Consider the following 15459-nt stretch of genomic DNA (forward strand, 5'->3'; position numbering starts at 1 on the left):
GAGGCTCGACCATGAAAATCGGCATCATCGGTGCGGGAAATGTCGGAACCGGTCTCACGAAGCATCTGCTCGGCAAGGGGCACTCAGTGATGCTGAGTTTCAGTCTCGACACAGAGAAGCTCCGGGCAACGGCGGCGGAGCTGGGCGCGGAGGTCGGCGGCGTCGCCGAAGCGGTGCGATTCGCTGATGTCGCGGTGCTGGCGACGCCCTGGGGCGCCGCGGCCGACGCGCTCGCGCAGGTCGGCACGCCACCCGGGCGGAAGGTGTTGTGGGACTGTACCAATGCGCTGAGGCCCGACATGAGTGGTCTCGTCGTCGGCACGACGACTTCCGGCGCCGAAGAGATCGCGAAGCTGGCCCCCTGGGCAACAGTGGTCAAGGCCATCCCGCCTTTCGCGGAGTTGCTGCATGCGACGGAAGTAAGAGTCGGTGGCGAGCGGGTAGGTGTGTTTGTCTGCGGCGACGACGCAAACGCACGGACGGTCGTCGCGCAACTGGTTGGCGACATCGGCGCCGAGCCGATCGACGCCGGTCCCCTCACGCTTGCGCGCTACACTGAACCTGCTGCCATGCTGCTCGTACAACTCGCATACACACGCGGGTTCGGCACGAGAATCGGCTTCTCGTTATTGCGCGATATAGCGGGAAACTGCCTGGCGGCGCGCGTTCCTGATCGCGCAGGTGATGCTGGCGATCGCCGGCGGAGGAGAGGGTGAAATGAAAGTTGGTGTATTGGGTTCAGGTGATGTCGGGCGGGCACTGGCGGCAGGTTTTCTCAAGCATGGGCACGAAGCGATGCTGGGTACGCGCACGCCCGGCAAGAACGACGTGCAGGAATGGGCGCGCAATCACGCCGGCGCAAGGACCGGTACGTTCGACGAGGCCGCCCGCTTCGGCGACATCGTGGTGCTGGCAGTCCTTGGCCGCATTGCGGGAAACGTGATCGAGCTTGCGGGAGCGGACAATCTCGCCGGCAAGACCCTGATCGACGCCACCAATCCGCTCGCCGATGAGCCACCGGTCAACGGCGTGCTGAAATATACGACAGGTCCGAACGAATCAGTCGGCGAGCAGATTCAGGCCCAGATTCCCCGTACGCACGTGGTCAAGGCATTCAACAGCGTCGGTAATGCGCTGATGGTGGATCCGCAGTTCCCGCAAGGCACGCCGACCATGTTCCTCTGCGGCAACGACGAACAGGCGAAGGAACGGGTTGCCGCGATCATCCGCGAGTTCGGCTGGGAACCCTACGATTGCGGAAGCATTGTCTCGGCACGCGCGCTCGAACCGCTTTGCATGCTGTGGTGTCTGCCGGGCTTCCTGCGCAACGAATGGCGGCATGCGTTCAAGCTATTGACCAGCGAGGGGTGAGCCATGCAGCCATTACCCGTGCCACCGGCAGGCGATCCGGGATTCACGCTCGAAGAAATGAAGCAGTTCGTGATCGAGCACTTCGAGAACTTCGTGAACCGGAAGAAAGCGGAAGTTGCGCGGCAGAACCTGAGCGCCGATTTCCTCGACCACGACGAACCGTCAGGTCCCCAGGTCGGCCCCGAAGCCGCGATTGAGATGATGACGGAGCTTTACAAAAAATGGCCGGACCTGCATGTCACTGTCGAAGACATCCTCGCTGGGCGGGACAAGGTGATGGTCAGAAACACCTGGCGCGCGACCGACGCGGCGTCCGGGCAGAAGATCGAGTTCCACGGCTTCGTGCTGTGGCGATTTGCGAATCGCAGGATTGTCGAGAGATGGGCCACGGTGACCGCGCCGCGCGCAGTGTGACAAAAGCTGCAGTAAGCCGGAACGCCAGCAACCTAGAACACGCCGAAATCGTCGTTGCTATCGGGAATCGCGGCGAGCAGGTTCGCAAGCGCGCGGCAGCCGATCAGGCTCGAAAGCGTTATCGCCGCGCGCAGCCAGCACTCGCCGCGTGAGTCTGGGTACGCCGCTGCTCGCGCCACGCCGTCCGCTTGCCGGACATCCATGCAGCTCACCGCGCCGCCGCTTGCGTACCGCCCACGCGCGATAGCAGCGCCTCCAATACCTGTCGCAACGTCGTCGCGCCGAAGCGTCGCTCGCTCACGTTCGCCTCCACGTCGATGCGGCCAGCGTTGTGCGCGTCGTACAGATCGACGATCAATTGCGCGTGACGCTCGCCGAGCCCGGCGCCGCGCAGCACGCCACCCCATTCGTCGCGCGGCACCCGCTGGGCGATCACCGGCCGCCCCGACAGTTCCGCCAGGGTGCGCGCGACGTCGAGCGCGCTCACCCGTTCTTTCGCTTCGATACTGACCACCCGCGGCGTCTCGTGCGACGGCGCTTCATCGAGCAGCAACTGCGCGGCTAGCGCGCCGACGTCCTCGGCGGCGACGGTCGGAAACAGCTTGTCGAGCGGATCATGCAGACTCGGCAGCACGCCCCGGCCGAGCGCGACCGGCAGCACACGCGCCCAGTTCTGCATGTGCTCGGCGGCGCGCAGCAAGATCAGCGATGACGCGACGTTGCGCAACTGCGTTTCGAGGTAGTGGAACAGCGTCGTGATGCCGGTGCCGTCCGAGTGTTCGGCGCCGTAGTCGGATAGCGCGAGGAGCCGCGGCGGCGCGGCCGTGCGCAACGCGCCGACACCCGCGTCGATGATGCGCCGCATGGCGGCCGCGGGATCGTCATGCGCACGCGGCACCGGACAGAGCCATTGCACCGCCTGCGCGCCGTCGATCGCGCGCGCGACCGATCCCGCGTCGTTGAGGTCGGCGAGCGCGATCTCGCAGCCGATTGCCGCGAGTGCTTCGGCTTGTGCTGCGTCGCGCACCACCGCGCGTACTGGTTGGCCCGCGCGACGCAACGCGGCTGCGCTCGCCTGTACCACATGACCGGCCGCTCCGAAAATGACGAACACGTTGTGCTCCTTGTGAGGATCGCTATGGCGTGATGGTAGGGACGCGGTGCCCGCGAGGCGCTCAGATCCGGATGACATTGCGCAGATATGGATGATTATTTACTGCGATGCCGCGCAGGTCGCGCGGATCGCGTGGGCGGTTGGCGCGTTACGAAATTTCGTCACGCCGGCGAAGCCGCCGAAAACACCGCACAATGCAGGTTTCTCGCCGTCATTCAAGTCACTCAGGAGACCAGCGATGAATGCCGTCACCCCGATTCCCGCGCCTGCGCCGCACAGCGGCTCGCGCATCGCCGTACGCACCAGCAGGGCGCTCGGCTGGCATGGCTTCGGTGCGGATCTGGTCAACGTGTCGGCCGGTTTGCATCGGATGCCGGCGTTCATCCATCACCGTGTGGGCGTGCACGTCGGCGCGCCGGTGACCGCGCGCTGTCTGTGCGATGCGCGCCGCCATACGCGGATTCAGGCGCACGGCGACGCGGACGTGATCCCCGCGGGGCTCGAAGGTCAGTGGAGCGATGACGCCGCCTGCACGATTTTCAGCGTCTGGTTTGCCGAGGACTTCGCGCAACGGACCGTCGAGCAACTCGCATTGAAACCGGCCGACGCGCAGCTGCGTCCGCGCTTCCAGATGCGCGATGCGCGCTTTCAGCATCTCGCCTGGGCGCTGCGCGCGGAGCTCGAAGCGGACGATGCATCCGATCCGCTGTACGCCGAAAGTCTGTGCACGGCGATGCTGGTGCGTCTGATCGGCGTCGAACCGCTGCCCGCCAACCGGCGGCGGACGCTCGCGCCGCGCACGGCCGCGCGCGTGATCGAGTTTATCGACGCGCATCTCGATCAGCGTCTGACGCTCGACGAGCTCGCCATGCAGGCGCAACTGAGCGTGCCGCATTTCAAGGTGCTGTTTCGCGACACGCTCGGTGTGCCCGTGCATCAGTACGTGGTACAGCGCAGGGTGGAGCGCGCGCGAACGCTGCTGCTGCAAGGACGCCTCAGCGCAAGCCAGATCGCGCTAGAGACGGGCTTTGCGCATCAGAGCCATATGGCGCACTGGATGTCGCGCCTGCTGGGTGCAACGCCGCGTGAACTGCGCGGCGCCACGCGCGATGACGCGGTGACGTCGGAGCAGGCGAAGACACTACGTTGATGCGCGGAACCGCGCGGCGCGGAACGCATTCGATTCAACCATGCGCCGCACCCGTCAACTGCGCATAGACATCATGCGCGAGCTGCAACAGCTCGTTGCGATCGATTCCGCCCGACACCGCATAGCCAAAATCGCCGTCGACCCAATAGAACACGTTGACGGGCCCCGCCTGATACAGCTTGAACGCCGTTGTATTCGCGTTCTCGCGACGATGCGAGATGCACAGCGTGACACGCTCGCCGTTCGGTCCGCGATACATGAACTGCGCGGTCGGTCCATCGTCGCCGGGCAGCAGGCGGCCGCCCGACAGCATGAAACCGCTCTTCGACAGCATCGGCGGATGGACCTCGGTGCCGAGCCGGTCCGCGAGCCATTGCACGAAGTCCTGCTCGTGATCGGCGCTCATGTCGCTCGGCCGGTCGATCGCCGGCATGTAGACGACATGCGCGACCGCCGCCCGGCGCGCGAAGCCCTCGGCGCTGTCCGCGCTGACCGCACGATCGCCGGCTTGGGTGTCGGCCCGGGTATCGGTTCGATCGATCGCAACGGGTGGAATCAGATCGTTCCTGTGCATGCCGATGCCCAGGCCGAGCACGAGCGCGGCAGCCATGCCCGCGAACTGCGCGGCATAACGCGGCCAGTTCGCGGCCGCCCGCGAGCGGCGCGGCGCGCCGGTCTGCAGACGCTTCGGCACGGGCTCGCTGAGCACGCGGTCGTAGCGGTCGTGAAGCAGCCCATTGAGAGAAAAGTAATCGCTGACGCGCGCGGCCAGCTCCGGATTCTGTTCGAGCGCGCGGTCGACCTCGTCACGGCGCTCGCCGGACAGCGTGCCGTCCACGTACGCGTGCAAGTCTTCTTCGCCGATCGGCATTTGCGGCTCGCTCATCGCACCACCTGTAATTTCGCACCGGGCTGGGCGCCCGCCATCAAAGCTCGCAGCCGTTCGCGTCCGCGCGACAGCCGCGACATCACCGTACCGATCGGAATGTTCAGCGCGAGCGCGACGTCGGCATAGCTCATCTCCTCGAGACCGACCAGCAGCACCACCTCGCGCTGTTCGACCGGCAGACGCTGCAGCGCGTAGTCGAGGTCGCGCATTTCGAGCGAACGCGTCTGGCCCGACGGCACCGAGAGCTCGCTTTCGGCGATGCTGTCGTCGTCGACCGCGACGTGGACCGCGCGCGCCGCCGCCTTGCGCGCCTGATTCGCAAACACGTTGTGCATGATCGTGAACAGCCATGCGCGCAGATCGGTGCCCGGCTGGAACAGACGGGTGCGGCCGAGCGCGCGCTCGAGCGTGTCCTGCACGAGATCGTCGGCGAGCTCGCGATTGTTGATCAGCGCCCGCGCATAGCGCCGCAGACGCGGCACGTGCTCGATCAGCTCGTCACGGACATCCATGGTCGGTCCCGGTCAGGGGGCGTGGGGGTGGCATCGGCTTCACTCGCGTCGGTATCGATACGCACCGGGCCGGTCGCGGAAGCTTCCGTCGCGCGATGCGTTCGTACTGCAAACACCTGTCAGCGCATTTTATTCCGCGAGGCCCGCGCGCACCGGCGTCAGCGCGCGGTCATCAGATCGGCGGCCCGCATCAGGCCGTGGGTGCGCGCATCGCCCGCGACGACGAAACGCTGCCGCCGCGCGGTCCACGTCAGCAGCCGCAATTCGCCGATGCGGCGCGCAGCCCACTGCGGCTCTTCGCGCGCAAACGGCGCTGCCGCCGACAGCACCACCACCGGCTGCTGATCGCCGTTCAGATAGACGAGCTCGTCCACGCCCTGCAATGGCCCGAGCCGCAGCACGCGTTGCTCGACGAGGCGCAGGCCGATCGCGCCGAGATCCGGCGCGGCTGGATCGGCTCGCGTCGGCGATGCCGACGAAAAGGGCCGCGCGCTGGCTTCGGCGAGCGCCATCACGGCGGCGTTGTCGAGTGCTTGTGCTGATACCTGCGCCGCCGCGAGCCAGCCGCTGACGGCGATCACCATCAGCGCGAGGCCTATGAATGCGACAAGCGTTCGACGCGCGGGACCGGCCGGTTGCGCGCGCATGCGAAGCCGGCGCGATCCGCCCAGGTACTCATGCGCGGGCTCCTCGGTGGTCCGAAACGTCGCCTGGATCTGTGCGTTCAAGCGGTCGTAAAAGGCCACCCGCCGTGCTTCCGCCGGATGCTTGTTGAGATAGTCGCGCAGCGCCGCGGCACGTTCGGGCGTCAGCGTGCCGTCGGCATAGGCCTGGATGTCGTCTTCGGACGGCGGAGTGCCGGACGGGCGATGAGTCGAGGTCATGGTGATGCGCGGTGTTGATTACTGCTATCCGAGTGCAAACACAGGCGCTTGCGCATTTATTCCCCGCGCCGGCGATGTTTTTTTCACGCGGCGAATACAGGAATAAACGCTGCCGACTCGTGGTTCTCCCTGGTGCGAACCCGCACAACACTCACTGGAGTCGATCATGAAAAAGCTTTCGTTCGTCGCTTTGTCGTTCGTCGTTCTGGCCGCTTCGTCGAGCGCGTTTGCGCAGTCCAAGACACGCGCTCAGGTGTACCAGGAATTGATCGAGGCCCAGCAGAACGGTCTCGACTACGTCACCGACGCGTCGTACCCCGACGTCAGTCCCGTGTTCGCACGTCAGGTCGCGCAGCACAAGATTGCGCTTGCCACGCAAGCGGCGGCCGCCGCGAGCCACGTCGCGAACTCGGGCGCGCCGGCTGTTGGCACCCGTTGAAGCATCGGCCACCGGCGCGCGAATGGGTTTGAACGGGCGCGCCGGTGCCGGATGGAATAGATCGTTGCGCGGCGTGTTTGCCCGTACGTTGGTATCCATCCGGCAAGGAGTTTCCGTGACACAACCCTCCCGACCCAAACCCCATCCCCCCGGCTCCGGCCCGCGGCCGATCTGCGTGTCATGCCGGCTCGGCGCGATCGGCGCGGTCGTGCTCGCGCTTGCGGGCGGCTTCGCGTACACCGCGGGCTGGCTCGCGCCCGCGCGTCTCACCGCTCCGCGCATCATCGATACGTTCGAAGCAGTCGCGGGCCAGCATCCCGGCTATCGACGCAATCACGCCAAAGGCCTATGCGTGGACGGCTATTTCGACAGCAACGGCAAGGGCGCGGCGCTGTCGCACGCGGCAGTGTTCGCGCCGGGCCGCACGCCGGTGTCGGGGCGCTTCGCGGTGCCCGGCGGCAATCCGTCCGCGCCCGATACGAGCTCGCCGGTGCGCAGTCTCGCGCTGCAGTTCCGGCTTCACGATGGCGAACAGTGGCGTACCGGCATGAACTCGACGCCGGTGTTCGCGGTGCACACGCCCGCGCAGTTTTATCAGCAGTTGCTGGCCTCGAAGCCCGACCCCGCGACCGGCAAACCGGACCCCGCGAAGCTGAAGGCGTTCTACGCGGCCAATCCCGAAACGCAGCCGTTCCAGCGCTGGGTCAAGTCGCACGCGCCGTCGTCGAGCCTCGCGAACGCCGCGTACTACGGCATCGACGCGTTTCTGTTTACCGATGCTCACGGCACGACGCGCGCGGTGCGCTGGGCCGTCGTGCCAGATTCGCGATACGCGCCGATCACCGCCGAGCAGCAGGCCGCAAAGAACTTCCTCGCCGCCGATCTCGAGGAGCGTCTGCAACACGGCCCCTTGCGCTGGCATCTGATATTGACCGTCGCGCAGCCGGGCGACCCGACGAACGACGCGACGCTGCAATGGCCCGACGATCGTCAGCGCATCGACGCGGGGACGCTCGTGATCGAACGCACGACGTCGCAGGAAGACGGCACCTGCCGCGACGTCAACTTCGATCCGACGATCGTGCCGGCCGGCATCGCGCCATCGAATGATCCGCTGCTCGCCGCGCGCTCGGCGGCCTACGCGCAGTCGTTTCAACGCCGCACGCGCGAGGAGGCGCTGCATCCCGAGGTCCATCGAACCCAGCCAAACGGAGAGCACTCATGACCGGCGATCGCACTCACTTCAGTCCGCTCGCGCGGCTGCTGCACTGGACGATGGCGCCGCTGATCGTCGCGATGCTGTTCATCGGCGTGGGCATGGTCGCGACGGTATCGCGCAGCCACGATGCGTTGGTCGCGCTGCATCGGCCGCTCGGCATCGCGTTGCTGCTGCTCGTGCTGCTGCGGCTCGCGGTGCGCGTGACGCGCGGCAGTCCGCGATTGCCCGCGCGCATGTCGAAGCCGCAGCGAATCGCGGCGCATGCGTCGCACGTCGTGCTGTACGGGCTGATGCTCGCGATGCCGCTGATCGGCTGGGCGATGCTGTCGGCGGCCGGCTATCCGGTCACGCTGTTCGGTCCGCTGCATCTGCCGCCGATCGCACCGCACGACGTCGCGCTGTTCGCGCTGCTGCGCGCGCTGCATACGTGGCTCGCGTTCGCGTTGTTCGCAACGGTGCTGCTGCATCTGGCGGCGGCGTTGCTGCATGGGCTGATCCTGCGCGACGGGGTGTGGGGCAGCATGGCCCGCGCAGGACGCTGATACCGGCGCGAATCGGCCGGCCCAGCGATTTTCGTCCAACGCGTAAAATGGCCGGTTACCACAGGCAAATCGCAGCTGGACAGAATCGGCCGGGCGTCGCGAGCGAGCGTCTCCCGTCGCATGGTTCGACCCGCGCGCGCTTGCCTTCGCCGGTTTGAACAGGAATGCACGCGGATGTCGTCAGTTTTCTTCGATCGGGAAAGCATTGCGGAATGGCTCGGTGAGCACACCGTCGCCAAGGCGCGCTCGGTGGGCGCGGTCAGCAACGTCAAATGGCAGGGCGAGACGCTGTCGGGCGACGTGCAGGGCTCGCAGCCCCAGCCTTACCGGACACGGGTCCGATTTCGGACCGATGGCGGGTCGCCGTGGGCCAAAGGCGAATGCACGTGCCCGGTCGGGCGCAATTGCAAGCACGTCGCGGCGCTGCTGCTCGCGGAACTCGACTACCACGACGAGATGGATCACATCATCACGCAGGTCGAGGACGACAGCGACCCGGCCACCTCGGAGCTGTTCGTCACGCGACGGATCACGGTCCCTGGCGTGCCGCCGGCGCCATCACCATCATCATCTTCGACTCCAGGTGTGCGGCCCGAACTGGTCAGTTGGCTCGAGCGTTTTCGCGCGCGAGCCCGCGCGGCTGACGCCGCCGCCGAAAAAAATGCCGCCCGCAAGGTGGAGGCCCCGAGCAGGGAAACGCTCGCCTATCGGCTCAACTGGTCGCGTTTTCATCTGCGCCACGAGGTCGTGCTGCATCGCGCGCGTTGCGACGCCGACGGCGTGATCGTCGAAGTCGGCGACAGCTGGGGCGACGTCGAAGGCGCGCTGCTCAGGCAGCCGCGCTTCGTGTCCGACGAAGACCTGTCGATTCTGCGCGGCCTGTGGCTTGGCCGCTCGCGCGAGGACTTGGGCCAGTTCGTGCTGCGCGGCACGAGTGGCGCGGAAACGTTGCAGAAGCTGATCGCGACCGGCCGCCTGTTCTTCGACTTCAGGATCGCGCCGGGCAAGGCCCGACCGACGCCGCTCGCGCGCGCCGCCGACCGGCCCGGGCGCATCGAATGGGAGCCGCTCGCCGACGAGCGCCTGCGCCCGGTGCTGCGCACCGAACCGCGCGCGAGCATGGTGCTGCCGACCGAGCCGGTCTGGTACGTGGACGGCGTCGCCAACGAGGCGGGCGTCGTGCCGCTGTCGCTGCCGTTCCAGCAATTGCCCGACTACCTCGCGATGCCGCCGATCTCGCTCGCCGAGGCGCCGCTCGTCGCGTCGGTGCTGCGCGAGATCGCGCCCGAGCTGCCGCTGCCGCCGACCCACGACGCGCCCGCGATTCGGGTGATCGATGTCGAGCCGGTGCCGGTGCTGACGCTGAACAGCCACGCGCTGCCGGGCACCGCGAAGGGCATGAAAACGGCGAAGGCCGCAACAACCGCGAAGGCCGCGAAGGCCGCCGAGCACAAGTCCGCCGCGGTCGAGCTGGCCGCGGCGAGCTTCGAATACGACGGCGTCAGCATCAACGCCGACAGCAGCGTGACGCTGGTGCCGCTGCCGGGCGGCGACGTGATTCACATCCGCCGGCGCTACGACGTCGAGAAAAAGCGCTTGCTGGAATTGCGCAAGACCGGTCTGCAGAAGGTGCCGACGCGCAATATGCAGGCGGCGCGTCTGTTGCCCGACACCATGCTCGGTCTGCCCGATGCCGACGCGTGGTCCGAGTTCGTCAACGACGCGGTGCCGGATCTGGTCGCGAAGGGCTGGCGCGTGACGATGGCGCCCGAGTTCCGCTACAACGTGATCGAGATCGACTCGATCGACGGCACCGCGCAGCAAGCCGGCGACGGCTGGTTCGACCTGGAGATGGGCATCCGCGTCGGCGAGCGCAACGTGCGGCTCGAGCCGCTCTTGGCCGATCTGTTCCGGCGCGACCGGCGCTGGCTGTCTGGCGCGCTGGAGAGCATCCGCGACGACGAGCCGATCGAGCTGAAGACCGAGGAGAACAAGCGTCTGAGGTTGCGCGCCGATCGGCTGAAGCCGGTGGTGCGGGTGCTGGTCGATCTGTTCGATTCGCTCGGCGGCGCGCTTGCCGAAGGCGCGCCGCTGCGCGTGCCCGCGGTCGATGCCGGCCGCCTCGATGCGCTGCACGACACCGGTCGCTGGCAGTTCAGCGGCGACGCTTCGATTCGCGAGCTCGCGCGCCGTCTGCAAGCCGGACCGGGCTTGCGCGAAGTGGCGGTGCCGCGCGGTCTGAAGGCCGAGCTGCGCGCGTATCAGCACCAGGGCCTGAACTGGATGCAGTTCCTGCGCGAACAGGATCTGGCCGGGGTGCTCGCCGACGATATGGGGCTCGGCAAAACCGTGCAGACGCTCGCGCACATTCTCGCGGAGAAGGAAGCGGGGCGGCTCACGCAGCCCGCGCTGATCGTCGTGCCGACCACGCTGGTGCACAACTGGCGCGAGGAAGCGCGCCGCTTTGCACCGGAGTTGAAGGTGCTGGCCCTGAACGGGCCGCACAGGAAGGAACGCTTCGAGCAGATCGGCGAACACGAGCTGATCCTGACCACTTATGCGCTGCTGTGGCGCGATCAGAAGGTGCTCGGCGAGCACGACTATCATCTGCTGATTCTCGACGAAGCGCAGTACGTGAAGAACGCGACCACCAAGGCCGCGCAGGCGATTCGCGGCTTGCGGGCGCGGCATCGGCTGTGTCTGACGGGCACGCCGCTCGAGAATCATCTCGGTGAGCTGTGGTCGCAGTTCGATTTTCTGCTGCCGGGCTTTCTCGGCAGCCAGAAGGACTTCACGCGACGCTGGCGCAACCCGATCGAGAAAAACGGCGACGACGTGCGCCGCGCGTTGCTCGCGCGCCGCATCCGGCCGTTCACGCTGCGCCGGCGCAAGGACGAGGTCGCGAAGGAACTGCCGCCGAAGACGACGATCGTGTGCCCGGTCGATCTCGAAGGCGCGCAACGCGACCTGTACGAAACCGTGCGCACGGCGATGCAGCAGAAGGTGCGCGCTGCGGTCAGCGCGCAGGGGCTCGCGCGCAGTCACATCATCGTGCTCGATGCGTTGTTGAAGCTGCGCCAGGTGTGCTGCGATCCGCGGCTCGTGCGCACCCCGAGTGGCATCACGGACGGCGCGGCCGCGAGCGGCGGCGAGCGGGCGATGCGCTCGGCCAAGCTCGATCTGCTGCTGTCGATGCTGCCCGAGCTGATCGAGGAAGGTCGTCGCGTGCTGCTGTTCTCGCAGTTCACCGGCATGCTCGCGCTGATCGCCGAGGCGCTCGACGAGGCCGCGATCCCGTACGCGATGCTGACGGGCGACACGGCTGATCGGGTGACGCCGGTCGAGCGGTTCCAGCAGGGCGAGGTGCCGCTGTTCCTGATCAGCCTGAAGGCGGGCGGCGTGGGGCTGAACCTGACCGCCGCCGACACGGTGATCCACTACGACCCGTGGTGGAACCCGGCCGCCGAGAACCAGGCGACCGACCGCGCGCATCGGCTGGGACAGGACAAGCCGGTATTTGTCTACAAGCTGATCGCGGCCGGCAGCATCGAGGAAAAGATCGTCGAGCTGCAGGAACACAAGGCCGGGCTCGCCGACAGCATTCTCGCGGAAGACGCGGCAGGCGCCGCGAAGTTCTCGGACGACGATCTCGACGCGCTGTTCGCACCGATACCGGAAATCGAGGGCGCGCGGTGAGCGCGAGCGGATGATCGAACGAGGCAATGCTGGGGCAATGCGCAGCATCCATCGGGGGAATCTGATGCGCTGCAGCAACGTTAAAGGGGGCCGGACTGTAACAAAACGTCTGCGTGTGTAAATGGCCGCCGCGGGAGGCTTCAACTCATACCAATTTCGAACTCGCGCTGTGCAAGACTTGCGCGTCGCGTGCTTCCGGACCATGCGTAATAACTACTTTCCCAGCGGTTACAAAGGAAATTCTTTCTTCTTGAGCGCGGCTTCGCGCCGGGCTAACGTGACATTACTCGTGCGGCTAGACCCCGGCGAGCGTGTGTAGTGTTCTTTAGGCGGCGTTGCTTCGACAGGGGCAACGCCGCTTTTTTTTGCCCGCGACACGCGCGCCCCGCATCATCCGCTGACTGCCTTTGACGCATTGCGTCATCGCATTGGCCATTCAATGTGAAGCACTCGAACGCCTCATACCAAAACGGGCTGCGCGTCTCGCGCACCTGCATAAGGATTGCGTCAAATGACAACTCGCCCCGAGACGAAATCTAACAATCTTTAAACGATTTATTTTGAGATTATTCTTATACTGAACAAGCAATTGTTAAATAAGAGTATCTGAAAGGAATCTTAAGGCGGATAAGCGGCATCGCCGAAAAGCCGCTCCAGCAAGGGTCTGCGGTCCGCATTGTGACGTCCGTCCGGGTGCCTCGCACTGCTGGCAGACTGGAGCAAACCTAAGAAACACGGCAATCGTTTTTCAATTGGGGTTTTTCGCGACGAATTGCTGGGTACCCGGTAAGCGGGATGAAAGAGGGTTTTCGATTATCATGATCTGCCCTGCATAAATCGCTATGGAAATTACATTTATGCGCTGATTTCGCTTCATGAAACCAGCGTCATGGCAGGGTACGGCGAGGGACCATTAGTCAGAAAGTAGCAGCCAGAATTTTATGGAAAGCCGGATCGGCGGCGCTATGTCGTCATCCCGGTCGTCAGCCGGTGCGCCGGCCGTCAGCCGCGAAAGGCGCTGTTACGTTGTGGGGTGTTATGAGAATTGCTGTCCTCGAAGACGATTCGGCTCAGGCCGACCTTGTGTGTCAAACGCTATCCGCCGCCGGACACGTCTGTCATGCGTATGGCGCAGGGCGCGAACTGGTGCGCCAGTTGCGTCGCCAGACCTTCGACCTGCTCGTGCTCGACTGGAACGTTCCGGACATGTCCGGCGAAGAGGTGCTTCGCTGGGTGCGCGAGAGCCTGTCCGAGCGCCTGCCGGTGCTGTTCATGACCAGCCGCGGCCGGGAATCCGACATCACTTCGATTCTGAATATCGGTGCCGACGACTATCTCGTCAAGCCCGTGTCGGGCGCGGTGCTGCTCGCCAGGGTCGGCTCGCTGCTGCGGCGCGCGTATTACCTGAAGCCGCCGGCAACCAGGGAAGTGTTCGGTGACTTCGAGTTCGACCTGAGCGCGAAGCACGTCGTCGTGCGCGGCACGCCGGTCTCCGTCACGCAGAAAGAGTTCGAACTCGCGCTGTTGCTGTTTCAGCATATGAGCCGGCCGCTGTCGCGCGCACACATTCTCGACGTGATCTGGAAGCAGGCCACCGACATCCCGTCGCGCACGATGGACACCCACGTGTCGATGTTGCGCAGCAAGCTCGGTCTGCGCCCGGAGCAGGGTTATCGGCTCACACCGATCTACGGCTATGGCTACCGCCTTGAGCGGATCGAAGCCGACACACCACCTACCGCCGACGACGAACCCACTGAAGAAGCGGGGGAGGCGTGACCGTCTGCGTGGGTGGGGCGGCGTCGGGCAGCGGCGCTATCTCCGGCCGCCGCGCCGCCGCGTGGCTTGCCGCGGCCTGTCTGATCGCAACGGGCGCGACCGGTTGGAGCGCGCTCGCGCACGCGCAGCCCGCGCGCGGCAAGGCCGGTGCGAAGGCGTTGCCGGTCTACGCTTCGTACACCACGCGCGAAGGCGACACGCTGTACGACATCGCCGCCCGCTACATGGCCGAGCCGTCCGACTGGGCGCTGCTGAGCAGGCTCAATCACGTGCCCGCGCCGCGCCGCATGCCGGCCGGCATCGTGCTGCGTTTGCCGTTCCAAAGGCTGCGCCAGGATCGGGACACGGCGCGCGTGGTCGCGACCAGCGGTCCGGTCGAGCACGCGTTCGACACGAGTCCTTATCTGCCGTTGAAAAGCGGTGAAACGCTTGCCGAAGGCGATCACTTGCGCACCGGCGTGAACGGGTTCGCGACGCTAGAACTGCCCGACGGCTCGTATGTGACGGTCGCGCAAAACGGCGAACTCAATATTGAGAGGCTGCGGCACATCACGCTGACCGGCGCGGCAGATCGCATCTTCCAGTTGCGTTCGGGCGAGGTCGAAAGCCAGGTCACGCGTGCGACGCGACGCGACGATCGTTTCCAGATCCGATCACCTTCGGTGGTCGCCGGGGTGCGCGGTACGCGCTTCCGCGTCGATTACAACGGCGACACGCAGACCACCGCGGTGGCCGTGCTCGATGGCGCGGTCGGCGTCGATCCGGCCACGCAGCACGGCCAGAGCGCCACGCCGGCGCCGGGCAGGCCGCTGCAGGCGTCCGACCAACTGGTCAAGGCAAGCTTCGGCAACGTCACGCACTCGGGCGAAGCGGTCGGCAGTCCGCTCCAACTGTTGCCGGCACCTTCGCTCGCGCGGCCCGCGCGCGTGCAGGACGGCAAGACCGTCGCATTCGACGTCAACCCGGCCGAGAACGCGCTCGGCTATCGGCTGCAGATTTCGCACGATGCCGATCAGCTCGACCTGGTGCGCGATCTACGCGTGAGCGTGCCGCACGCCGACTTCGGCGATCTGCCCGACGGCACGTACTTCGTGCGTGTTGCGTCGACCGATAGCAACGGCCTCGACGGCCTGCCAAGCGTGTATGCGTTCGAGCGCCGCCAACTCGGGCTGGACGCTTCGGCCGCGCAGCGCGCGGGCAGCCACGACTACGAGTTCCGCTGGTTCGTCAGCCACAGCAACGTGCCGACGCGTTTTCGCTTCGTGCTGGCGAAGACGGCTGATCTAAGCCATCCCGTGATCGATCGCACCGATCTCGCAGGCGGCGAGCTCGTGATCAGCGATCTGCCGCCAGGTGTCTACTACTGGACGATCGTCGCCGAGCAGTTCGACAACGGGCGCTTCTACGAAAAAAGCAGCCCGGTCCGCTCCTTTACGCTGGCGCGCTGACG

At 66.1% G+C, this 15459-nt stretch carries 15 protein-coding genes; 10 read left to right on the top strand and 5 right to left on the bottom strand.

Features of this window, described 5'->3' with window-relative positions; genetic code table 11:
• The first annotated feature begins 11 nt into the window (after positions 1 to 11).
• The 3 genes from AB3X86_RS31620 to AB3X86_RS31630 are packed head-to-tail and all read left to right on the top strand — an operon-like array spanning position 12 to position 1785.
• A complete protein-coding gene (locus AB3X86_RS31620) occupies positions 12 to 716 on the top strand; it encodes an NADPH-dependent F420 reductase (protein ID WP_368598990.1) in 705 nt (234 codons plus the stop codon).
• Positions 685 to 1371: an NADPH-dependent F420 reductase gene (locus AB3X86_RS31625; RefSeq protein ID WP_368598991.1), complete on the top strand. Its 687-nt coding sequence runs from the start codon at positions 685 to 687 to the stop codon at positions 1369 to 1371. Before AB3X86_RS31620 ends, AB3X86_RS31625 begins: the two co-directional genes overlap by 32 nt.
• A gap of 57 nt (positions 1372 to 1428) precedes the next feature.
• The gene (locus AB3X86_RS31630; protein WP_368598992.1) at positions 1429 to 1785 is read left to right on the top strand and encodes an ester cyclase; all 357 of its coding nucleotides are present in this window, start codon (positions 1429 to 1431) and stop codon (positions 1783 to 1785) included.
• 32 nt (positions 1786 to 1817) lie between these two features.
• On the opposite strand, the gene AB3X86_RS31635 is transcribed toward AB3X86_RS31630, so the two are convergent.
• Complete coding sequence (locus AB3X86_RS31635) at positions 1818 to 1988, bottom strand: hypothetical protein (protein WP_368598993.1); 171 nt, start codon at positions 1986 to 1988, stop codon at positions 1818 to 1820.
• 5 nt (positions 1989 to 1993) lie between these two features.
• Positions 1994 to 2899 carry an NAD(P)H-binding protein gene (locus AB3X86_RS31640; RefSeq protein ID WP_368598994.1) on the bottom strand — a complete coding sequence of 302 codons (906 nt, stop codon included), beginning with the start codon at positions 2897 to 2899 and terminating at the stop codon, positions 1994 to 1996.
• Between the two features lie 238 nt (positions 2900 to 3137).
• On the opposite strand from AB3X86_RS31640, the gene AB3X86_RS31645 reads away from it, so the two are divergent.
• The gene (locus tag AB3X86_RS31645; protein ID WP_368598995.1) at positions 3138 to 4049 is read left to right on the top strand and encodes a helix-turn-helix domain-containing protein; all 912 of its coding nucleotides are present in this window, start codon (positions 3138 to 3140) and stop codon (positions 4047 to 4049) included.
• Positions 4050 to 4083: 34 nt separating this feature from the next.
• On the opposite strand, the gene AB3X86_RS31650 is transcribed toward AB3X86_RS31645, so the two are convergent.
• The 3 genes from AB3X86_RS31650 to AB3X86_RS31660 all read right to left on the bottom strand — a co-directional run bounded on the left by AB3X86_RS31650 (position 4084) and on the right by AB3X86_RS31660 (position 6334).
• On the bottom strand, positions 4084 to 4935 hold the full coding sequence (locus tag AB3X86_RS31650; RefSeq protein WP_368598996.1) for an anti-sigma factor: 852 nt from the start codon (positions 4933 to 4935) through the stop codon (positions 4084 to 4086).
• Complete coding sequence (locus tag AB3X86_RS31655; RefSeq protein WP_176105843.1) at positions 4932 to 5450, bottom strand: RNA polymerase sigma factor; 519 nt, start codon at positions 5448 to 5450, stop codon at positions 4932 to 4934. Before AB3X86_RS31655 ends, AB3X86_RS31650 begins: the two co-directional genes overlap by 4 nt.
• 158 nt (positions 5451 to 5608) lie before the next feature.
• Positions 5609 to 6334, bottom strand: a complete 726-nt coding sequence (locus tag AB3X86_RS31660; protein WP_368598997.1) for an anti-sigma factor — start codon at positions 6332 to 6334, stop codon at positions 5609 to 5611.
• 166 nt (positions 6335 to 6500) lie between these two features.
• Here AB3X86_RS31660 and AB3X86_RS31665 point away from each other — a divergent pair, with 166 nt between their 5' ends.
• From AB3X86_RS31665 to AB3X86_RS31690, 6 genes are all read left to right on the top strand, one after another.
• Entirely contained in the window at positions 6501 to 6773 is a 273-nt protein-coding gene (locus tag AB3X86_RS31665) for a DUF4148 domain-containing protein (protein WP_368598998.1), read from the top strand.
• A 115-nt stretch (positions 6774 to 6888) separates the two neighbouring features.
• Positions 6889 to 7998, top strand: a complete 1110-nt coding sequence (locus AB3X86_RS31670; RefSeq protein ID WP_368598999.1) for a catalase family peroxidase — start codon at positions 6889 to 6891, stop codon at positions 7996 to 7998.
• Entirely contained in the window at positions 7995 to 8534 is a 540-nt protein-coding gene (locus AB3X86_RS31675; RefSeq protein WP_368599000.1) for a cytochrome b, read from the top strand. Before AB3X86_RS31670 ends, AB3X86_RS31675 begins: the two co-directional genes overlap by 4 nt.
• 174 nt (positions 8535 to 8708) lie before the next feature.
• Positions 8709 to 12230 (top strand): SNF2-related protein, encoded by a 3522-nt coding sequence (locus AB3X86_RS31680; protein ID WP_368599001.1) that lies wholly within the window; start codon positions 8709 to 8711, stop codon positions 12228 to 12230.
• Positions 12231 to 13268: 1038 nt separating this feature from the next.
• Positions 13269 to 14009: a response regulator transcription factor gene (locus tag AB3X86_RS31685; RefSeq protein ID WP_176368854.1), complete on the top strand. Its 741-nt coding sequence runs from the start codon at positions 13269 to 13271 to the stop codon at positions 14007 to 14009.
• Positions 14006 to 15457 carry a FecR domain-containing protein gene (locus tag AB3X86_RS31690; RefSeq protein WP_368599002.1) on the top strand — a complete coding sequence of 484 codons (1452 nt, stop codon included), beginning with the start codon at positions 14006 to 14008 and terminating at the stop codon, positions 15455 to 15457. The genes AB3X86_RS31685 and AB3X86_RS31690 overlap by 4 nt, the downstream gene beginning before the upstream one ends.
• Positions 15458 to 15459 lie beyond the last annotated feature (2 nt).

It is taken from the genome of Paraburkholderia sp. BR14374, assembly GCF_040948685.1.
In the GTDB taxonomy this organism is placed as follows: Bacteria; Pseudomonadota; Gammaproteobacteria; order Burkholderiales; family Burkholderiaceae; genus Paraburkholderia; species Paraburkholderia youngii.

Excerpts from the sequence above, each read along its gene's own strand:
- AB3X86_RS31635 (WP_368598993.1), bottom strand. The coding sequence starts at position 1,988 with ATGGATGTCCGGCAAGCGGACGGCGTGGCGCGAGCAGCGGCGTACCCA.
- AB3X86_RS31645 (WP_368598995.1), top strand. The coding sequence starts at position 3,138 with ATGAATGCCGTCACCCCGATTCCCGCGCCTGCGCCGCACAGCGGCTCG.
- AB3X86_RS31620 (WP_368598990.1), top strand. The coding sequence starts at position 12 with ATGAAAATCGGCATCATCGGTGCGGGAAATGTCGGAACCGGTCTCACG.
- AB3X86_RS31680 (WP_368599001.1), top strand. The coding sequence starts at position 8,709 with ATGTCGTCAGTTTTCTTCGATCGGGAAAGCATTGCGGAATGGCTCGGT.
- AB3X86_RS31675 (WP_368599000.1), top strand. The coding sequence starts at position 7,995 with ATGACCGGCGATCGCACTCACTTCAGTCCGCTCGCGCGGCTGCTGCAC.
- AB3X86_RS31625 (WP_368598991.1), top strand. The coding sequence starts at position 685 with ATGCTGGCGATCGCCGGCGGAGGAGAGGGTGAAATGAAAGTTGGTGTA.
- AB3X86_RS31685 (WP_176368854.1), top strand. The coding sequence starts at position 13,269 with ATGAGAATTGCTGTCCTCGAAGACGATTCGGCTCAGGCCGACCTTGTG.
- AB3X86_RS31650 (WP_368598996.1), bottom strand. The coding sequence starts at position 4,935 with ATGAGCGAGCCGCAAATGCCGATCGGCGAAGAAGACTTGCACGCGTAC.
- AB3X86_RS31665 (WP_368598998.1), top strand. The coding sequence starts at position 6,501 with ATGAAAAAGCTTTCGTTCGTCGCTTTGTCGTTCGTCGTTCTGGCCGCT.
- AB3X86_RS31630 (WP_368598992.1), top strand. The coding sequence starts at position 1,429 with ATGAAGCAGTTCGTGATCGAGCACTTCGAGAACTTCGTGAACCGGAAG.
- AB3X86_RS31660 (WP_368598997.1), bottom strand. The coding sequence starts at position 6,334 with ATGACCTCGACTCATCGCCCGTCCGGCACTCCGCCGTCCGAAGACGAC.
- AB3X86_RS31655 (WP_176105843.1), bottom strand. The coding sequence starts at position 5,450 with ATGGATGTCCGTGACGAGCTGATCGAGCACGTGCCGCGTCTGCGGCGC.